This is a genomic window from Phenylobacterium sp., assembly GCF_035569475.1.
Classification (GTDB): domain Bacteria; phylum Pseudomonadota; class Alphaproteobacteria; order Caulobacterales; family Caulobacteraceae; genus Phenylobacterium.
In genome coordinates this window covers 1-19708 of sequence record NZ_DATMNA010000027.1, presented here as the reverse complement: position 1 = coordinate 19708, position 19708 = coordinate 1, and the positions used below count along the sequence as shown (strand labels likewise).

Genomic DNA, 19708 nt, shown 5'->3' with positions numbered 1-19708 from the left:
CTGGGCGTCCACGAGCTTGGGCGTCACCTTCCCGGTGTCGGTGTCCACGGCCATGACGCCGTCGGTGCGGCTGACATAGAGCCGCCGGTGGACGGGATCGAAGGTGGCGTAGTCCCAGCCGCCGTCGGGCCCGGCGATCTTCCCGGTGACGGCGAGCGCCGGTTGGGCGGTGGCCCCCGGGGCAGCGGCGGCCAGACCGATAGCGAAGACGGCGCACGACAGGGCGAAGCGGTTCAGCATGCAAACTCTCCAGACTGGAAGCGTTTCTCATAGGAAGCGCATGCGACAGATTTCCGACAGTCGATCGCCGGAGCCGCTCGGGCGGGATAGGAACTACGCCAGGCGGAAGCGGGTCCGGGTGGGGAAGGAGGTCTTCAGCTCCGCCCAGCCGGGGTGGCCGACGTTGGAGCCCATGGGCGACTTGTCCGCCGCGATCGCCTTCTCCAGCCGCTTGATGCGGTCCTTGGTGCCGGGGTGCGTGGCGTAGAGCGACGTCGTGGCCTTGGTGCCCGGCGGCATCAGCCGCAGCATGGTGTTGTAGAAGATCGTGGCGCGGGCGGTGTCGTAGCCGATGGTGTGGAAGACCCCCACGATGTGCCCGTCGGCGGCGTATTCCAGGTCCTGCGAATAGCCGCCGGTGATCATGTCGAAGATCGGGCCTTCCAGGGCGGTCAGGAACTCGTTGGTGACCAGGGCGCCGACCGCGCCGGTCTTGCCGGCGGCGACGTGGTCGACGATGCGCTGCTTGGCGATGTTCGACATGCCCTGGGTGAAGCGCTTGTTCTTGATCTGGGCGGCGCCGTGGCTGAGCTCGGCGTGGCCCACCTCGTGGCTGATCACCGCGGCCAGTTCCTCCGGCGTCGCGACGTAGCGGAGCAGGCCCTTGTAGACGGCGATCTTGCCGCCCGGCAGCGCCCAGGCGTTGACGGTGTCGTTGTCGATCAGGACGATCCGCCACGGCAGGCCCGCGCGGCGGGTCGTGGCGATCACCGGCTGGGCGAACCGCTGCAGCGCCTCCTGGTCGACGCGGGAATTGTAGAGGCCGCCGGACTGGTCGATGAAGCGCTCGTAGTAGCCTTCGCCCATGGCGATCTCGTCGGCCTCGGTGAAGGTCATGCCGGCCAGGACGCCGGAGACCTGGCCCACCAGGTTGCCGATATCGCCCCCGCCGATGCTCCCGAAGCTCGGGAACTGGGCCAGGGCGGGCGTCGCGCCCAGCGCCGCGCCGGCGGCGGCTCCGGCCAGCAGGCCCCGACGGCCGATCGGTGTGTCGCGCATGATGTCCCCCATCATTTCGTCTTCAGTGCGAACTCGCCCTGCCAGTCGGCCGGGGGCGGCGTCACGAGATAGGCTTCACACCGCTCAGCATACACCCGCGACGGCGGATCGACCGAAGCCAGCTTGCGGAAGATCTCCAGGGCCGCGGCGAAGTCCCTGGCGTCGTGCAGGCCGAGCGCGCGCTCGAAGTCCGCGACGCGCGCCAGAACCTCTTCGCTCACGCCGTCGCGGCGGCCCAGCGCCTCGAAGACGACGATGGGCTCGGTCTTGCCCTTGACGATCAGCCGGTCCAGGCGGCGCAGCACATAGCCTTCGCCCAGCGCCTTGGCGGTGAGCTCGCTGATCATGATCGAGGCGCCGTACTCCTTGTTGGCCCCTTCCAGCCGGGCCGCGAGGTTCACCATGTCGCCGGTCACGGTGTAGTTGAGCCGCTCGGCCGAGCCCATGTTGCCGGCGATCGCCACGCCGGTGGCCAGGCCGATCCGTGTGCCCATCCGCCCGGACGGCAGGAAGTCGATCACGACCTCGCGGTTGAACGCGTCCAGCGCGACCTGGCATTCGAGCGCCGCGTCGACCGCCTTGCGCTCCGCATTCTCGACGTTGAGCGGCGCGCCCCACACCGCCATCACCGCGTCGCCGATGAACTTGTCCACATAGCCGTCGTGGCGGGCGATGACGCCGGATATCACCGTCAGGTAGCGGTTCATCAGGTCGACCAGCCGGTCAGGCGTCTCCTTCAGGCCTTCGCTGATCGTCGTGAAGCCGGCGATGTCGGTGAACATCACCGTCACCCAGCGTTCCTCGCCCCCGAGCTTCAGGGCGTCGGGATTCTCCTGCAACTGGTCGACCAGGGCCGGGGCGAGGTAGTGGCGGAAGGCGTGCTGGATCCAGCGCTTCTCGCGGTCCTCGATGACGAAGCGGTAGGCGTAGACCAGGGTGTAGGAGAGCACCGCCGCCGCCAGCAGGCTGGGCGCCGGCGCCACGATATCGGCCTTCAGCGCCGCCACCGACGCCAGGAGCTCGGCGGCCAGGGCGGCCAGTCCCACGGCCGCCCCGGTCACCGGCGGCAGGAACAGAAACGCCCCGGCGAGGAAGGCCGTGGCCGCCGCCACCACGGCGAAGGTGGCCCCGGGTCCGGCCTGCCGCAGGGCCATGTGCTTGGTCAGGGTGTTGATGGCCGCGGCGTGAATCATCACCCCCGGCATCGAGCGGCGGTTCACCGCGGCCGCGAACCGGGCGGGGTCGGCGGCGATCTTGCAGCGGGCCGGCGCGGCGCGCGCGTCCGACGCCTCGTCCCAGGTCAGCCGCTTGGCGCTGCGGAAGCGGTCCTCCACGTCGACCGCCTCGCCGAACAGCACCACCTTGCCGGCGAAGGCCTTGCGGAAATAGTCGGCATGGCCCTCGGCGGCGCAGGCGTACAGGTCGGCCAGGCTGTAGACCGGCACGTCGCCGGGCCCGGTGTTGAAGTTGATGATGAAGTCGTCCCGGGGCGCCCGCGCCCCGGCGCGCCGGGCCAGCTCCACGCCGAACGAAGGGGTCTCGCCGCCCTCCTGGTTGGCGAAGGCCCGCCAGTAGCGCCGCACCACGTCGTCGTCGGCGAGCTTCAGGTCGAGCATGCGCAGATTGTCCTGCCCGCGCGCCGCCAGCACCTGGCCGGGGTAGGGCGCGAGGGTCTCGCCGGACAGGCGGGCCTCGCCCAGCACCAGGCGGTTCTGGTCGGCGGCCCGGCGCAGCGACAGGAGGAACGGACGGTCGTAGCCGCGCAGCAGTTCGGGCCGGTCCAGCGACGTCGGATAGATCACGTCCAGGCCGATGGCCTTGGGATCGGCCGCGTCGACCGCGTCGATGACGTAGCCGAGATAGGGGGTCCAGGCGACCTTGGGCGTGTTGGAGAACGGATCGGTGCGATAGGTCTGCTCATCCACCGCTACGATCACCACGTCCGAGCGCGACGGCGGGAACAACGGGCCATAGGCCAGGTGGCGGAGCGGCAGGAGGAAGTCGAGCCCGCGCAGGTCGAACGCCCGCGACTGAGGCAGGGTCGCCAGGGCGCCGGCGACCAGCCCCAGCCCCACCGCCGCGGCGAGCCGGTGGCGGTAACGCCGAAGCCAGGGGCCGATGCGGGCCCGCAGGTCCCTAAGGCGCGGAAAGCGGGACGACACGACTGGCCAGGCTGTCCGCGACGTCGAGGGCCGGGTCGATCGAGAACAGGGCTGCGGCGACCACCTTGTCGCCGGCCAGGGCCTCGGCCTTGTAGGGCATCCCGGGCGAGAGCTTGGCGGCCGTGGGCGGATAGGCGATCCAGTCCTTGGCGATGGCGGCCTGCCAGAGGACCGGCTCGCCCGCCGCGTCCATGTCCTTCACGCGCAGGGAGTCGACGGCCACGGCCTTGTCCCACTTGAACACCGGCTGGGAGGACCTCAGCGCGCGTTCGCTCCAGTTGACCCCGCTGAACGGCGTGACCCGGTTGACCGTCGCGCCGGCCTCGGAGGCGGACGCCAGGATCTTGGGCGTGGCCGCCCTGCAGCCGGGGGTCGTCTTTTCCGTGAGCTTGCCGCCGGCGACCTTGCTGCCGGTGAGGGCCACGGTGACCACGCCGCCCTGGATCGCCTCCGTCCGGCAGCCGGTCAGATAGCTCATCGTGAGCTTGCCGGAGGGGCCGAGATTGATCGTTTGCTTGGCGAAGACATAGTCCATGGACTGGACCGGCGCGCCGGGCGAGGCCGTCTCGACCACCGCCACGGCGTCGGTGCCGAGCCCGTGCAGCGGCGCGACGGCCGTCGCCTCGCGCATGCCCATCGGCGCCGGCGCGCCCGCAGGCGCCGGCCCCGCCTGAGCCGCCGGGTCGGTCTTCGGCCGGGCGCCCGGCAGGCTGGGGATCATGCTCTTCAGCGCGCCGAACGGGTCGGCGGCGGCGGGGGCCGCGGCGCCCAGGCTTAGAAGCGCCGCGGCGAGCAGCGCATGACGCCGGAGTCGCCCGCCCGCGCCCTCGACCCCCAACGCTCTGGGTTGTCCCGTCCCGCCCATGATCGCCCCACGCCTGATCTGCATCAGAGCCAGATGCGCCTACCCGCGGGCACTCTACCTCAAGCGTTGGCGTTTTCGAGCGTTAAGCGAACGGCGTGATGCGGCCGCCGGGCGTCTGAGGCCGCCGCCCCAAGGGAGCTGCGGCGACGGCCTCCACGACGACGGACCTCGGTCAGCACTCGACCGAATCGCATCACCGGCGCGCCCTCATTGGAGGCCGCCGGATCCCGCAGGCCAGCCCTACGGCGCAGCTTTGCGCATCCTGGGGGCGAAATGCCCACGGCCCGGGCGTCCCGCCCGAGTTCTGGGCGCCTTTCGCTCGGGCGGGCGATGCGCAGGGCCGCGCCCGGCCTTCATTGCCCCGCCGCCCGCTGCGCCTGTAGTTTGGCCGGGTGGACCTGGGCCGGGACGTCAATGACGCGAAGCATGACCTGTTCGCCGCCGATCTCGCCGAGCCGGGGGGCCCGGTGGCGAGCCTGACCGAGGCGGCGCCTGCGCGGTTCCGGCGCCGGCGGCTGATGCTCGCCTGCGGCGTCGCCGCGCCCCTGCTGGCGCTCGCCTCGACGCTCGCGGCCATGGCGGCCTATCCGCACTTCAATCCCGCGCGGCAGTACCTGAGCGAGCTGGGCGGCGCCTCGGCCAGCCGGCCGCTGATCTTCAACGCCGGGGTTTTCGTCGCCGGCGTGATGGCCGCCCTGGCCGGCGGCGGGTTCGGCCTGGCCATCGTCGCCCTGACCCGCGCCCGGCTGATCGGCGCCTTGACCGTGATCGTCTTCGCCCTGGCAGGCTACGGCCTCACCCAGGCGGCGATCTACCCCTGGCCGGACAAGCGGCACCTGGCGATCAATCTGGCGCTCGGCATCCAACTGGCCCCGCTGCTGCTGCTCTGGGGGCTGTGGCCGCGGCGCGACCTGGCCGGACTGAAGGGGTTCCTGGGCCTGGCCTTCGCCGCCATGGCCGTGCTGACGGTCCTGACCAAGCACCTGGTGTTCCCGAGCCTGGTCAACGACGACAACGTCGGGTGGTGGGAGCGCGGCTACGCGGTGATCCTCGTGGGCTGGGTGGGCGTCGCGGCCTACCTGCTCGAACGCCGCCTGCGCCATGAGTCATCGGTGCGCAAAACCGCCTAGGCGGCGCCCAGCGATCAAGCTCTTTGAAGAATTCACAAGTTCGTGATTGATTGTGCGCGAATCCCTAGAATGCTGCGTCGCAACACCGCTGACGGGCGCCTCTCGCGGGAGGCCGGGGGACGTGAGGCCTATGACCACCACTCTGGTGAGCCGTCTGGAGGACCTGAGCTACGGCCCCGACGCCGTCGTCCCGCCCGCGCCGTGGCTGCCCCCTGAGGCGCCGCTGGCGATGCCGCGCCAAGCGATCGGCGAGGCGGACGCGCCGGACCTGGCTGAGGCGATACCGGCCACCTCGCCCCCTGGAGTCGCCCGGCGGCGGCTCGCCGTCTTCGGCGGCGCCTTGTTTTTGACCATCCTGATCGCGATCGGCCCCTACGCCCTCTATGCCAGGGCCGGCTTCAACGACCTGGAGGCGCTGGGCCTCGCGGTCTTCATCATCCTGGCGGGAGCCATCGCCACCTGGTTCTGCACCGCCGCGGCCGGCCATTTCGTGCTGGCCGGCGGGCGCGAGCAGGACGACCTGGACTTCTCGCCGCATCCGGCCCTGCCGACCCAGCGCACGGCCCTGCTCATGCCGCTCTACAACGAGGACGCCGCCGCGGCCTTCGCGCGCCTGGCCGCCCTCGACGCCTCGCTGGCGCGCCTGGGGGCGTCGGACGCCTTCGACATCTTCGTGCTCAGCGACTCCACCCGCCAGGACTGCGCCGCCGCCGAGGCCGCCGCCTACCGGTCGCACAGGCTGACCTCGCACAGCCGCCTCTACATGCGCCGCCGGGCGCAGAACACCGAGCGCAAAGCCGGCAACATCGCCGAGTGGGTCCGCCGGTTCGGGGGCGCCTATGCGTTCATGGTGGTGCTCGACGCCGACAGCACCATGGCGGGCGAGACCCTGCTGCGCCTGGTCGACGCCATGGAGCGGCGCCCGGGCGTGGGCCTGATCCAGACCGCGCCCACCATCACCGGGGCCACGACCCTGTTCGCGCGGATGTCGCAGTTCGGCGTGCGCATGTACGGCCGCGTCGCCGCCGCGGGCCTCGCCTGGTGGGCGGGTTCCGAGGCCAGCTACTGGGGCCACAACGCCATCGTCCGCACCCGGGCCTTCGCGGCCAGTTCCGGCCTGCCGATCCTCGAAGGCGTCAAGCCGTTCGGCGGCCACGTGCTGAGCCACGATGTGGTCGAGGCCGCACTGCTGCGCCGCGCCGGCTGGGCCGTGCACGTCACCGCCGCCCTCGACGGAAGCTGCGAGGAGACGCCGCCGACCCTGCTGGACTTCATCCAGCGCGACCACCGCTGGTGCCAGGGCAACCTGCAGCACCTGGGCCTGATCGGCGCCAAGGGCCTGCACCCCTTGAGCCGCGCCCAGATGGGCATGGGCTGCATGGCCTATCTCGCCTCGCCGCTGTGGTTCGCCGGCCTGGCCATCGGCCTAGCCCTGCAGCTCCGGTATCCGGTCGACTGGTCTTCCTTCTGGTACTTCCTGAACCCGCGCTTCACGCCCTTCATGCTGACCTCCCTGCTGTCGGGCGTCCTGCTGATCGGGCCGAAGATCCTGGGGTGCGTCCTGGTGCTGAGCCGCCCGGGCGAACGCCGGGCGTTCGGCGGCGCCGCGGCGGTGCTGAAGGGCATGGGGACCGAGATCCTGCTCTCCGCGGCGCTCGCGCCCGTCCTGATGGTGGCCAACACCCGGTCGGTGCTGATGACCCTGCGCGGCCGCGACATCGGCTGGCGGCCGCAACAGCGCGACGCGGTCGGCGTGGCCTGGGGCGACGCCTTCCGGGCCATGGCCTGGCAGATGGCCGCCGGCCTCGGCTTCGTGGCCGCCCTGTGCGTCCGGCCGGACCTTTCGATCTGCTTCGCGCCGATCGTCCTGCCGCTGCTGCTGGCCGCGCCGCTGGCGGTCTTCACCTCGAGGCCTTGCGCCATGGCCGACCTGCTGCGCACGCCCGACGACCTCGGCGTCAGCGCCACGCCGGTCGTGTTCCGGGCCCACCCGCGCCCGGCGCCCGCGGGCGCCGGCCAGGATGCGATCTCGATCCTGAGCTAACCATGCCACGCCAACGCCGCCTGGGCGCCGCGCGCGACGCGGCGTAGTCTGAGGGGGTCGGAGAGGGGCGTTCATGCGGCATGCTGCGGCCGAAGCGGGTCAGGCGGACCAGTGAACGCGCGCGCGCCGTTCATCGTCGCGGAACAGGCCGAACGCCGGGTTCCCGACTCCGGGCGCGCCCTCTTCTGGCGGCTGATGTGGATCTACCACCTCGCCTCGTTCGTGGCCGTGCTGGTGACCCTGCTCCTCGCCCTGCTGGGCCTGGAGTTCACGGGCCTGCAGTGGATGATGTTCTGGATCGCGGTGGCCCCGACCGTGGCGTTCTACACATCGCTCGACGTGATGGTCATCCGTCGCCAGCTCGCCCCCCTGGCGCCCGTGCTGAGCGCGCTCGACCGCGGCGAGCAGCCGGACCTTGAAGCGAAGGGCGCGGCCCTGGTCCGCGCGCTCAACCTGCCGCAGTTCTCCGCCATGCGGGTGATCTGCCTGCATGGCCCGGCGGCGACCGCAGCGCTGGTGTTCGTGATCTTCGTGGTCAACACCATCTTCCACGCGGGCGTCGCGACCTGGCAGCTCGTGTCGTTCGCCGCCCTGGTTCTGTTCTTCGCGACGCCCACGCACGCGATCTTCGAATATTTCGCGGTGAGCCGCGCCATGGAGCCGATCGCGGCGCGCCTGTCGCGGACGCTCGAAGGCCCGCTTTCCGCCGACCAGCAGGGCCGCCTGATCTCGGTGCCGCTCCGCAACAAGCTGCTTTTCCTGACGATCTTCGTCTGCGCCCTGCCCCTGGTCTTCTTCGCCGCGTCGTTCCTGTTCAAGTTCAGCCGGCTGATGTCCAAGCACGGCTTCGTCGCGCCGCCGGGCGACATCGTCTCGCTCTATGTCTGGACCCTGGGCGTGGTGGCGACCTGCGCCCTGGGCGCCATCCTGATGGCGATCCTCACCTCCCAGGAGGTCTCGCGCTCGGCGGCGCGGCTGATCGAGGCCATGCGGCAGGTGGAGAGCGGCCATCTCGACGGCGTCGAACTCGACGTGCTGAGCACCGACGAATACGCCGATATCAACCGCGGCTTCGGCCTGATGCTGGATTCCCTGCGCCAGGAGCAGCAGATCCTGGAGGTCACCCAGGACCTGGCCGGGGAACTGCTGCTCGAAGTGCTGATCGCCCGGATCATGACGGCGACGACCCAGCTGCTGAACGCCGAGCGCGCGACGCTCTTCCTCTACGACGAGAAGACCGACGAGCTGTTCACCCTCTACGCCGACGGCATGGAGCGGCGCCAGATCCGGGTGCCCACCGCCAGCGGCATCGCCGGGGCGGTGTTCACCTCCGGCCGGATGGAGAACATCACCGACCCCTACGCCGACCCGCGGTTCAACAGCGACATCGACCTGCGCACCGGCTTCCGCACCCGCAGCATCCTGTGCGTGCCGGTGACCAACAAGGCCGGCGCGCGGATCGGGGTCGCCCAGGCGCTAAACAAGCGCGACGGCGCCTTCGTGGCCCGCGACGAGGCGCGGCTGAAGGCCTTCGCCGCCCAGGTCGCCGTGAGCCTGGAGAACGCCAAGCTGTTCGACGACGTGCTCAGCATGAAGAACTACAACGAGAGCATCCTGAAGAGCACCTCGAACGGCATCGTCACCCTCGACGCCGACGGCCGGATCGTCACCGCCAACGACGCGGCCCAGACCCTGATCGGCCGGCCCCGGGAGGCGATGATCGAGCGCCGCGCTCAAGAACTGTTCCACGGCTCCAACGCCTGGATCGCCGACAGCCTGGCCAAGACCCAGGCGACCGGCGAGACGGCGCTGGCCATCGACGCGGAGCTGGCGCGGCCCGAGGGCGGCGCGGCCTCGGTCAACATGACCGCTATGCCGCTGATCGACGCCACCGAGGCCCAGATCGGCTCGATGCTGGTCCTGGAGGACATCACCGAGGAGAAGCGCGTCCGCTCCACCATGTCGCGCTACATGTCCAAGGAGGTGGCCGATCAGCTCCTCTCGGCCGGCGAGCTGGAGCTGGGCGGCATGGAGCAGAAGGTCACGGTGATGTTCTCCGACGTGCGGAGCTTCACCTCCATCGCCGAGGCGCTGGGGCCGCGCCAGACGGTGTCCCTGCTGAACGAGTACTTCACCGAGATGGTCGACGTGATCTTCCAGCACGGCGGCATCCTCGACAAATACATGGGGGACGGGATCATGGCGCTCTACGGCGCCCCGCTGGTGGGCGCCAACGACGCCGACAACGCCCTGGCCGCCGCCGACGAGATGATGCGCCGGCTGGCCCAGTTGAACGTCCGCCGCGTCGCCGCCGGCCAGGCGGCTCTGGACATCGGCATCGGCTTTTCCACCGGCCCCACGGTGGTCGGCAACATCGGCTCGGTGCGCCGGCTCGACTACACGGTGATCGGCGACACGGTGAACCTGGCCTCGCGGCTGGAGGGCGCCACCAAGCAGTACAGCGCCCGGATCCTGCTGTCGGAGATGACCGTGCGCGACCTCAAGAAGCCCGCGACCCTGCGCGAGATCGACCTGATCCGGGTGAAGGGCAAGGACCGGCCGGTCGCGGTCTACGAGTCGCTCGGCTATCGGGCGGCCGAGCCTGGCGTGGAGGGCCTGCTGGAGCTGCACGCCGCGGGTGTCGCCGCCTACCGGGCGCGCGACTGGCGCAAGGCGCGGCGCGCCTTCGATTCCGCCCTCGAGCTCTACCCGGCCGACGGTCCCGCCACGGTCTATCGGCAGCGCTGCGACCTGCTCGCCACGACGCCCCCCGACGAGGCCTGGGACGGCGTCTGGAACCTGACCGAGAAATAGGCGCCGCCCGCCGGCGAACCGCGTGACGTCGATTCTAGGGTCGCGCCTGTTTACGCCGCGGCGGCGCTCGGCCTATCGTCCCGGCTCGTTCTCGGGGATAGGGCATTTTCCATGAGTTTGTGGAAGTTGACGGTCGCGTTGATCGCGGCTGCGGCGGTGAGCGGTTGCGCGACGACAGCGCCGCCGGCCAAGAGCGCCGAGGCCGGCGCGGCCCCGGCCTCGGCGCCGGCCAGGCCGAAGCCCCTGCCGCCGGGCCTCGACCCGCTGGCCAGGGCCGACGCCTTCCCCTCGACCTACCGGCCCATGCCCAGCCATGCCACCGCGGTGGTGGGCGCGAGCGTCTTCACCGGCACGGGAACGCTGATCGAGAACGGCACGGTGCTGGTCAAGGACGGCAAGGTCGAGGCGGTCGGCGCCGGCCTGGCGGTCCCCGCCGGCTACGACACCGTCGACGCCCACGGCAAGTGGGTGACGCCCGGCCTGATCGACGCCCACTCGCACCTGGGCGTCTACGCCTCGCCCGCCGTGCAGGCCAATTCCGACGGCAACGAACTGACCAATCCGGTGACCGCCGAGGTCTGGGCCGAGCACTCGGTCTGGCCGCAGGACCCCGGCTTCAACACCGCCCGGGTCGGCGGGGTGACGACGATCCTTGTGCTGCCCGGCTCCGGCAACCTGATCGGCGGCCGCGGCGTCGTGCTGCGCAACATTCCCGCCCGCACGGTGCAGAACATGAAGTTCCCCGACGCGCCCTACGTCCTGAAGATGGCCTGCGGCGAGAATCCCAAGCGGGTTTACGGCTCCAAGGGCCGCGCCCCCTCGACGCGGATGGGCAACGTCGCCGGCTACCGCGCCGCCTGGATCAACGCCGCGGACTACCAGCGGCGCTGGGACGACTACCGGGCCAAGGTCGCCAAGGGCGAGAAGGCCGATCCGCCGAAGCGCGACCTGGGCCTCGACACCCTGGCCGGCGTGCTGCGCGGCGAGATCCTGGTGGAGAACCACTGCTATCGGGCCGACGAGATGGCCCAGATGATCGATATCTCCAAGGAGTTCGGCTACCACGTCGCGGCCTTCCACCACGCGGTGGAGGCCTACAAGATCGCCGACCTGCTGGCCGAGAACCACATCTGCGTCGCCACCTGGGCCAACTGGTGGGGCGGCAAGATGGAGATGCTGGACGGCATCGAGGCCAACGCGGCCCTGGTCAACGCGGCCAAGGGCGGTTGCGCGGTCATCAAGTCCGACGACCCCGACCTGATCCAGCGGCTGAACCAGGAGGCCGCCGAGGCCCTGGCCGCCGGCCGCGCGGCGGGCCTGGCGATCACCGAGGCCGAGGCCATCAAGTGGATCACCTCCAACCCCGCCAAGGCGATCGGGGTCGAGCGGCAGACCGGCAGCCTGGAGCCCGGCAAGCGGGCCGACCTGGTGATCTGGGACCACGACCCGTTCTCGATCTACGCCCGCACCGAGCGGGTCTACCTGGACGGCGCCGTCGCCTATGACCGCCGCGATCCGCGTTACCAGCCGCGTTCGGACTTCGACCTCGGCCAGCCCGGCGAAGGAGTCCGCTGATGCGCAAGGTTCTGTTCGGCGCCTGCGCCCTCGCGGCCCTGGCGATCGGCGTCTCCGCCCAGGCCGAGACCGTCGCCGTCACCAACGCCCGCATCCTGACCGCCGGACCGGCCGGCGAGATCGCCTCCGGCGCAGTGGTGTTCAAGGACGGCAAGATCACCGCGGTGGGCGCCAATGTCGCCGCCCCCGCCGGCGCCCGCGTGATCGACGCCCACGGCGGCGTGGTCGCCCCCGGCTTCTTCGCCACCGGCTCCCTGCTGGGCGCGGTGGAGGTAGGCTCGCTCGGCAACGACCTGTCGGTCAACAACCCGGCGATCGGCGCGTCCTTCGACATCCAGTATGGGCTGAACCCGGAATCCGGACTGTTGCCCGTGGCCCGCCTGGGCGGCCTGACCAGCGCCGTGGTCCTGCCCCTGCCGGTCGGCGGTCGCGGCGGCGAGGACTATGACCAGGAAGACGACGACGCGTCGAAATACACCGCCGGCCCCGGCGGCGAGGGCTCCAAGTCCCACGCCCTGTTCGCGGGGACCGGCGCGGTCATCGACCTGTCCGGCCACGAGACCATCCTGACCAAGGCCAAGGTGGCCATGGTCGTGCCCTTCGGCCGGGCCGGCGCGGGCGTCGCCGGCGGGGCGCGTGGCGCGGAGATCGTGGCCCTGAAGGAGGCCCTCGCCGACGTCCGCGCCTATATGAAGAACAAGGCCGCCTACGAGCGCGCCGGCTACCGCGACCTGGCGCTTTCCAGGGGCGACCTGGAGGCCCTGGTCCCGGTGGTCGAGGGCAGGATGCCGATCGTGGCCGTGGTCCGCCGCGCCTCCGATATCCGCCAGGTGCTGGCCTTCGCGCGCGAGGAGCATGTGAAGGTGATCCTGGAAGGCGCCGAGGAAGGCTGGATGGTCGCCGGCGAGATCGCCAAGGCCGGCGCGCCCGTTCTGCTCAATCCGCTGAACGACCGCCCGGAGAGCTATGAGGAGCTGGCTGCGACCATGGACAACGCCGGGCGCCTGGCCGCCGCGGGCGTGACCGTGGCGCTTGAGTCCACCGGCGGCTCGGCCCGGGTGCGCGAGACCCGCTATGGCGCCGGCAACGCCGTCTCGCACGGCATGTCCTACGCCGCCGCCTTGGCGTCGGTGACGATCAATCCGGCCCGGATCTTCGGCGTCGCCGATCGCACCGGGAGCCTCGAGCCCGGCAAGGACGCCGACCTGGTGATCTGGACCGGCGACCCCTTCGAGCCGCTCAGTCAGCCGACCGCGGTCTTCATCCACGGCGAAGCGCAGCCGATGACCTCGCGCCAGATCGAGCTGCGAGACCGCTACAGGGACCTCGGCCGGCCCCTGCCGCCGGGCTACACCCACCCCTAGAGCCCATCCCCCTCGGGTTGGATCAACCTGAGGGGAAGAGATGGCTTCAGACATCGCCGACGCCCCTGTCCGCTGACATGATTCAAGTCAGCCGGAGCCGCGGCGGTGCGGCCATGCGACCCGAGAAGCGGACCGCCGGACCGGCGAGCAACGCGCCGGCCGCGCATTCCAAAATACCCGCGTTAGGCGAATCCGCTTGCGGTCAAGCTTCAAGGCGTAAAGAGATTAATGCCGTGTTGAAACATTAGGGGCTTGCATACGATGAAGTTGCATTTTGTCGCCGCCGCGGCGGCTGTGGCGCTCGCGGCCCTTGCCGCCCCCGCCTTCGCTGATTCCATCGATTTCGCGCAGTTCGGTCCTGTCGGGACCAATGTCGCGAATGGTGCGACCGGGCTGACGTTCGACGGCGTCACCTTCACGATCAACGGGCCGAACAGCGGCTTTACGGAGTACAAGGAGGGGACCAACTGGAACGGGGAATTCGCCCATGGCGAAACCATCCTGTTCGACGGGTTCGGATCGGGGGGCGTGACCATCGACTTCGGCACGGCGGTCACCAGCATCCTTCACCTGGAAGCTCAGGCCAACCTGTCGGGCGCCTATACCGCGACGATGACCGCCTTCGACGGCCTGACCAACCTGGGTTCGGTGTCCTACAACGCGAACAACGACCTGGTGAGCGAGGGCACGATTCCGTACCTGGACTTCTCCGCCCCGTCGATCACCAGGGTCGTCGTCACCACGACCAATGACGGTGAGGGCTTCGCGCTCGGCGGAACCGGCGGCGTCGGCAACGCGCCTCCCGGCGTGCCGGAGCCGGCGACCTGGGCGATGATGCTCGTGGGCTTCGGCGGTCTCGGCGCGGTGCTCCGTACACGTCGCCGCCATGCGCTCGCGGCCGCCTAGACCGGCGACGAGCTCAATCTGCTGCATGACTTGGCGCGCCGCCGGTCGAAGGACCGGCGGCCGTCCTGCGTCTGGCCTCAGCTCCAGACGCCGCCGAGCGCGCGGGTGAGGTTCACGCTGGCCTGCAGGCGGCGCGTGTTGAGCTGGATCGCCGACTGCTCGGCGGTCAGCGCCGCGGTCTGTGCGGTCACCACGTCGAGGTAGGTCGCCACGCCCTGGAGATAGCGGATGTTGGCCAGGTCGACGCTGCGCCGCGCGGCGGTGACCGCGTCGGTCTGGTCCTTGGCCTCCGCCGCCAGGCGGTTGGCCAGCGCCATCTGGTCCTCCACGTCGCGGAAGGCGTTCAGCACCACCCCGCGGTAGTTGGCGCTCGCCTCGTCGAAGGCCGCGCGCGAGGCCTGCACGCCGGCCCGGCGCCGGCCGCCGTCGAAGATCGGCCCCAGAAGCTGCGGGCCGAACATCCAGAAGGTGTTGGGGGCCGCCAGCAGGCTTCCGGCGCCGGCGTTCTGCCAGCCGGCCGAGCCGTCCAGCACCAGCGACGGAAACTGGGCCGCGCGGGCCACGCCCACGTCGGCGTTGGCCGCCGCGGCGCGCCGTTCGGCGGCGGCGATGTCCGGCCGGCGCTGCAGCAGGACCGAGGGCGCGCTGACCGCCACCACCGGTTGCGGCAGGGCCCTGTCGACGGCCGGAAGGCTGAAGTTCGAGGCGCTCTCGCCCACCAGGGCGGCGATGGCGTGCTCCATCAGCGCGCGCTGGGCGACCACGTCGGAAATCTGGGCCTTGGCGGTGGAAAGCTGAGTCTCGGCGCGCGCCACGTCCAGGCCGGTGGCGTTGCCGCCGTTGTGCAGGATCACGGTCAGGTCCAGGGCGCGCTGATAGGCGGCCGCCGTGGTCCGCAGCAGGCGAAGCTGAGAATCCAGGCCCCGGAGCGTCAGGTAGTCGTCGGCCAGGTCGGCCTGCAGCGACAGCCGCATGGAGCGAAGGTCCGCCGCGCTCGCCTGGGCGCGGTCGCCGGCGCCGGCCGCCAGGTTCCGCAGGCGGCCCCAGAGGTCGACCTCATAGGCCGCGAAGACGCCGGCCTGGTTGTTCGAATAGGAATTCGGCCCGCCGACCCGCAGCGGCGCGTTGTCGGAGCGCCGGTTGCGCTGCGCCGCGGCGCTGCCGTCGATCTCGGGGGTCAGGCCGGCGCGGGCCTGGGCGGCGAACGCACGGGCCTGGTCATAGGCCGCGACCGCGGCGGCGAGGCCGGGGTTGGCCTTCTCGGCGCGGGCTTCCAGGTCGTCCAGCACCGAATCGGAGAACATCGCCCACCACTGGCCGCGCGGCTGGGCGTCGGCCGGCTGGGCGGGCGTCCAGGGGCCCTGCTCCTTGAAGGCGGCGGCCACCGGCGTGGCCGGCGGCGCATAGGCCGGCGCCAGCGAACAACCGGCCAGCGCCAGCGCCGCCGCGCCCGTCAGCAACAGCCTTGCGATGGGCATGGGCCTTAAGCTCCCGCCTTCTGGGCCGAAGCGCCGGCGATACGCACCAGGTCGCCGTCCGCCAGCGACTCCGGCGGATTGTCGACCACGCGCTCGCTGGCCCCGAGGCCGGAGCCGATCTCGACCGTGGAGCCAAGGTCGCGCGAGACGACGACGGAGCGGATCTTCACGTGGTTGTCCGGCCCCACCACCGCCACCACCGGGCCGTTGTGGCGGTACTGGATGGCGGTCACCGGGATGCGCGTCGTGGTGATCGGGGACGCCAGGCGGAAGGTCACCTGGGCGTAGTCGCCCGACTTGATGCGCCCCTCGGGGTTGTCCATCTGCAGCTCGACGAGCTCGGCGCCGCTCTGCGCGCCGACCGACTGGGCGCTGTTGGCCACCACCGCGGTGAAGGCCTGGCCGACGAATTCCGGCACCCGCAGGTCGGCGGTCTGGCCCTTGTGGACCAGGGACGAGTAGTTCTGCGGCACACGGACATAGATCCGCAGCCTGCGCTGGTCGGCGACGGTGAAGAGCGCCGGATCGGTCGGGCCGCCGGTAGCGCTGATCAGGGCGCCGATGTCGGTGGAGCGGGTGGTGACCACGCCGGCGAAGGGCGCGGTGATCTTCTTGAACGACTCCAGCGCCAGCAGGCGGTTGAGGTTGGCGCGCGAGGAATTGACCAGGGCGTTCTTGGCGGCCAGGTCGCCGAACTTCTCCTCGGCCTCCTGCTTGGAGACGGCGTCGGCGGCCACCAGGCCTTGCCAGCGCTGGGCGGTGGTGGCGGCCAGGCCCTGGTTGGCCTGGGCCGTCGCCAGGTCGGCGCGGGCCTGCAGCACCTGCTGGTCGAGGTCCGGCGTGTCGATGTCGGCCAGCACCTGGCCGGCCTTCACGGGCGCGCCGATGTCGACGTACCAGCGCTTCAGATAGCCCGAGACCCGGGCGTGGATGGGCGCCGTGTAGAAGGCCTGGACGTCGCCCGGCAGGGCCAGGTCGCGCGTGCCGCCGCCGTCGACCTTGGCCAGGCCGATGGTCGGGATCGCCTGCTGCTCGGTCCAGGACTTCTGGCGCTGGTCGGCGCTGACGCGGCTGACCAGGCCGCCGACCACGACCACCGCGGCGACCCCGCCGGCGACCAGGGCGGCGAGCTTCAGGCGGCCGCTGGAGACATGGGCGACCACGGGGGTGACGGCGGCGTGGGACGTCGCCTCGGGGGAGGGTGAATCAGGCATAGGATTCTCCGGAGACCGGCGCAGGGGCGACCGCGTGGGCCCGGCGTCCATGCACCAGGCTGAACACCACGGGGACGAACATCAGGGTGGCGATGGTGGCGAAGATCAGCCCGCCGATGACGGCGCGGCCCAGGGGCGCGTTCTGCTCGCCGCCTTCGCCGAGGCCCAGCGCCATCGGCCCCATGCCGATGATCATGGCCAGCGCCGTCATGACCACGGGGCGGAAGCGGGTGAAGCCGGCCTCGGTGGCGGCGCGCACGGCGTCGCCGGTGGCCTCCAGCCGTTCGCGGGCGAAGCTGACCACCAGGATGGAGTTGGCGGTCGCCACCCCCATGCACATGATCGCGCCGGTCAGCGCCGGCACGGACAGCGTCGTGCCGGTGGCGAACAGCATCCAGACGATCCCGGCGAGCGCCGCCGGCAGGGCCGTGATGATCACGAACGGGTCGAGCCACGACTGGAAGTTCACGACGATCAGCAGGTAGATCAGCACGATCGCCGCGATCAGGCCGAAGAACAGGCCCGAGAAGGCGTCGTTCATGGTCACCATCTGCCCGCGCAGGGTAACGGTGGCGCCCTTCGGCCGATCCTTGGCGGCGTCCTTCAGGATCTTGTTGATGTCGGCGGTCACCGAGCCCAGGTCGCGGTCCTGGGTGGTGGCGAAGATGTCGATCACCGGCTGGGCGTTGTAGTGGCTGGCCACCGCCGGGGCGCTGTCGCGGGTGATGACGCCCAGGCCGCCCAGCATCAGGGCCGGATTGGCGCCGGGGTTCGAGCCGTTGATCGGCACGCTTTCCAGGCCCGCCAGGGACGACAGCCGGTATTCCGGCGTCTGCGCCACGATCGGGTAGGAGACGCCCGTCTGCGGGTTCACCCAGTAGGTGGGCGCGCCCTGGGAGCTGCCCGCCAGCGTGGTCACCAGGCTGTTGGTCACGTCCCGCTCGGAAAGGCCCAGTTGGGCGATCCGCGAGCGGTCGACGTCGACCCGCAGCTCCGGGCCGCCTTCGGGCTGCTGCATGCGCACGTCAGCCAGGCCGCGCACCTGGGTGATCTTGCGCAGCAGCATGTTGGCGTAGGCCCGGTTGGCCGCCGCGTTCGGGCCGGAGACCTGCAGGTCGATCGGCGCCGGAGAGCCGAAGTTCAGGATCTGGCTGACGATGTCGGCCGGCAGGAAGGCGAAGACGGTGCCGGGATAGTCGCGCGGCAGGACCTCGCGCAGCGTCTTCACATAGGCCGCGGTCGAATGGTGGCGCGGCTTCAGGCTGACGTAGATGTCGCCGTCCTGCGGACCGATCACCCCGGAGTTCGAATAGACCATGTTGATGGAGCTGTTCGGGATGCCGATGTTGTCGACCAGCGAACCGAGCTCATCGGCCGGGATGGTCCGGCGGATCGTGCCCTCGATGCGGCGGAACTCCAGCGAGGTGTCCTCGAGCCGCGTGCCCACCGGGGCGCGGACGTGGATGGTCATCTGGCCGGCGTCCACCGAGGGGAAGAAGTTGCTGCCCAGGAAGGGCGCCAGCGCGAAGGAGGCGAGCACGATGGCCATGAAGCCCACCAGGAACGGCCGGCGCGCGCCCATGGCCCGCTCCAGCAGGCCGGAATAGACCGACCGCACGCGGGCGAAGCCGGTCTCGAAGCGCCGCTGGAAGCGGGTGAACGGATTGCGCGTCCCGTCGCCGTGGTCGGCCGGCTCATGCGGCCTCAGCAGGTACATCGCCAGGGTCGGAACCAGCGTCCGCGACAGGATGAAGGAGGCGATCATGGCATAGACCACCGACATCGCCATCGGCACGAACAGGAAGCCGGCCACGCCCTTCAGCAGGAACATCGGCACGAAGACGATGCAGATGCAGAGCAGGGAAACGAAGGCCGGGGTGACGATCTGCTGGGCGCCGTCGAGGATGGCGGTGCGGACGTCCTTGCCCTGCTCCAGGTGCCAGTTGATGTTCTCGATGGTGACGGTGGCGTCGTCCACCAGGATGCCGACGGCCAGCGCCAGGCCGCCCAGGGTCATGATGTTCAGCGTCTGACCGCTGACCGAGAGCGCGGCGATGGCCGCCAGGACGGCCAGCGGGATCGAGACCGCGATGATCACCGTCGAGCGCCAGGAGCCCAGGAACAGCAGGATCATCAGGCTGGTCAGCGCCGCGGCGATGGCGCCTTCCTTGACCACGCTGGAGATGGCGCCCTTCACGAACAGCGACTGGTCGTTGAGCGCGGTGATCTTGAAGGTGGACGGCAACTGCTCGGCCAGGCCCGGCAGCTTGTCCTTCACGCCCTGGACCACCGCGAGCGTCGAGGCCGAGCCGGTCTTCAGCACGGTCGACAGCACCGCGCGTCCGCCGTCGACGTGGACGATGTTGGTCTGCGGCGGCGCCCCGTCGCGCACCTGGCCGACATCGCGGATGAAGATCGTCGAGCCGCCCACCGTCTTGATCGGCAGGTTGTTGAGGTCGTTGATCGTGTCGGCGGCGTCGTTGAGGCGGACGTTGTACTGGTAGGAGCCGATCTTCACGAAGCCGACCGGCAGGATCTGGTTCTGGGCCGCCAGCGCATTGGTCACGTCGTTGGCCGAGATGCCCTTCGATTGCAGAAGCTGCGGGTCGAGGTCGATCTGGATCTGGCGTAGCTGCCCGCCATAGGGATAGGGCGTGGCCGCCCCCGGCACCGTGGTGAGGACCGGCCGGATCACTACCTGGCTCAGGTCGAACAGCTTCTGCTCGGACAGCGTCTTGTCGGAATCCGCCAGTTGCAGGATCGGCACGGTGGCGGCGGAATAGTTGAGCACCAGGGGCGGCGTCACGCCGGCCGGCATCTGCTTGATGGAGTTCTGGGCGGTCGCGGTGACCTGCGCCGTCGCGGTGCGGATGTCGAC

General features: G+C 70.6%; 13 protein-coding genes. 6 read left to right on the top strand and 7 right to left on the bottom strand.

Annotated elements, in window-relative coordinates:
* The 4 genes from VNW53_RS04110 to VNW53_RS04095 all read right to left on the bottom strand — a co-directional run.
* A partial coding sequence (locus tag VNW53_RS04110) for a hypothetical protein (protein WP_325553808.1) occupies nt 1-240 on the bottom strand: 240 nt, incomplete at its 3' end.
* Between the two features lie 93 nt (nt 241-333).
* A complete protein-coding gene (locus VNW53_RS04105) occupies nt 334-1278 on the bottom strand; it encodes a M48 family metallopeptidase (protein WP_325553807.1) in 945 nt (314 codons plus the stop codon).
* An 11-nt stretch (nt 1279-1289) separates the two neighbouring features.
* Nucleotides 1290-3440: an adenylate/guanylate cyclase domain-containing protein gene (locus VNW53_RS04100; protein ID WP_325553806.1), complete on the bottom strand. Its 2151-nt coding sequence runs from the start codon at nt 3438-3440 to the stop codon at nt 1290-1292.
* Complete coding sequence (locus tag VNW53_RS04095) at nt 3415-4329, bottom strand: hypothetical protein (RefSeq protein WP_325553805.1); 915 nt, start codon at nt 4327-4329, stop codon at nt 3415-3417. Before VNW53_RS04095 ends, VNW53_RS04100 begins: the two co-directional genes overlap by 26 nt.
* Before the next feature lie 368 nt (nt 4330-4697).
* Between VNW53_RS04095 and VNW53_RS04090 the strand changes: the two genes are divergently transcribed.
* The 6 genes from VNW53_RS04090 to VNW53_RS04065 all read left to right on the top strand — a co-directional run bounded on the left by VNW53_RS04090 (nt 4698) and on the right by VNW53_RS04065 (nt 14138).
* Nucleotides 4698-5435: a DUF998 domain-containing protein gene (locus VNW53_RS04090; protein WP_325553804.1), complete on the top strand. Its 738-nt coding sequence runs from the start codon at nt 4698-4700 to the stop codon at nt 5433-5435.
* A 130-nt stretch (nt 5436-5565) separates the two neighbouring features.
* Nucleotides 5566-7479: a glucans biosynthesis glucosyltransferase MdoH gene (gene mdoH, locus VNW53_RS04085; RefSeq protein ID WP_325553803.1), complete on the top strand. Its 1914-nt coding sequence runs from the start codon at nt 5566-5568 to the stop codon at nt 7477-7479.
* A gap of 111 nt (nt 7480-7590) precedes the next feature.
* Complete coding sequence (locus tag VNW53_RS04080) at nt 7591-10293, top strand: adenylate/guanylate cyclase domain-containing protein (RefSeq protein WP_325553802.1); 2703 nt, start codon at nt 7591-7593, stop codon at nt 10291-10293.
* A gap of 111 nt (nt 10294-10404) precedes the next feature.
* Nucleotides 10405-11868, top strand: coding sequence for an amidohydrolase (locus tag VNW53_RS04075; RefSeq protein ID WP_325553801.1), 1464 nt, complete (start codon nt 10405-10407; stop codon nt 11866-11868).
* Nucleotides 11868-13232, top strand: coding sequence for an amidohydrolase family protein (locus VNW53_RS04070; protein WP_325553800.1), 1365 nt, complete (start codon nt 11868-11870; stop codon nt 13230-13232). Before VNW53_RS04075 ends, VNW53_RS04070 begins: the two co-directional genes overlap by 1 nt.
* Nucleotides 13233-13493: 261 nt before the next feature.
* The gene (locus VNW53_RS04065; protein ID WP_325553809.1) at nt 13494-14138 is read left to right on the top strand and encodes a PEPxxWA-CTERM sorting domain-containing protein; all 645 of its coding nucleotides are present in this window, start codon (nt 13494-13496) and stop codon (nt 14136-14138) included.
* Nucleotides 14139-14215: 77 nt separating this feature from the next.
* Here VNW53_RS04065 and VNW53_RS04060 read toward each other — a convergent pair whose 3' ends face one another.
* The 3 genes from VNW53_RS04060 to VNW53_RS04050 all read right to left on the bottom strand — a co-directional run.
* A complete protein-coding gene (locus tag VNW53_RS04060; protein WP_325553799.1) occupies nt 14216-15616 on the bottom strand; it encodes an efflux transporter outer membrane subunit in 1401 nt (466 codons plus the stop codon).
* A gap of 5 nt (nt 15617-15621) precedes the next feature.
* On the bottom strand, nt 15622-16830 hold the full coding sequence (locus VNW53_RS04055) for an efflux RND transporter periplasmic adaptor subunit (RefSeq protein ID WP_325553798.1): 1209 nt from the start codon (nt 16828-16830) through the stop codon (nt 15622-15624).
* A partial coding sequence (locus VNW53_RS04050) for an efflux RND transporter permease subunit (protein WP_325553797.1) occupies nt 16823-19708 on the bottom strand: 2886 nt, incomplete at its 5' end. The genes VNW53_RS04050 and VNW53_RS04055, both read right to left, overlap by 8 nt.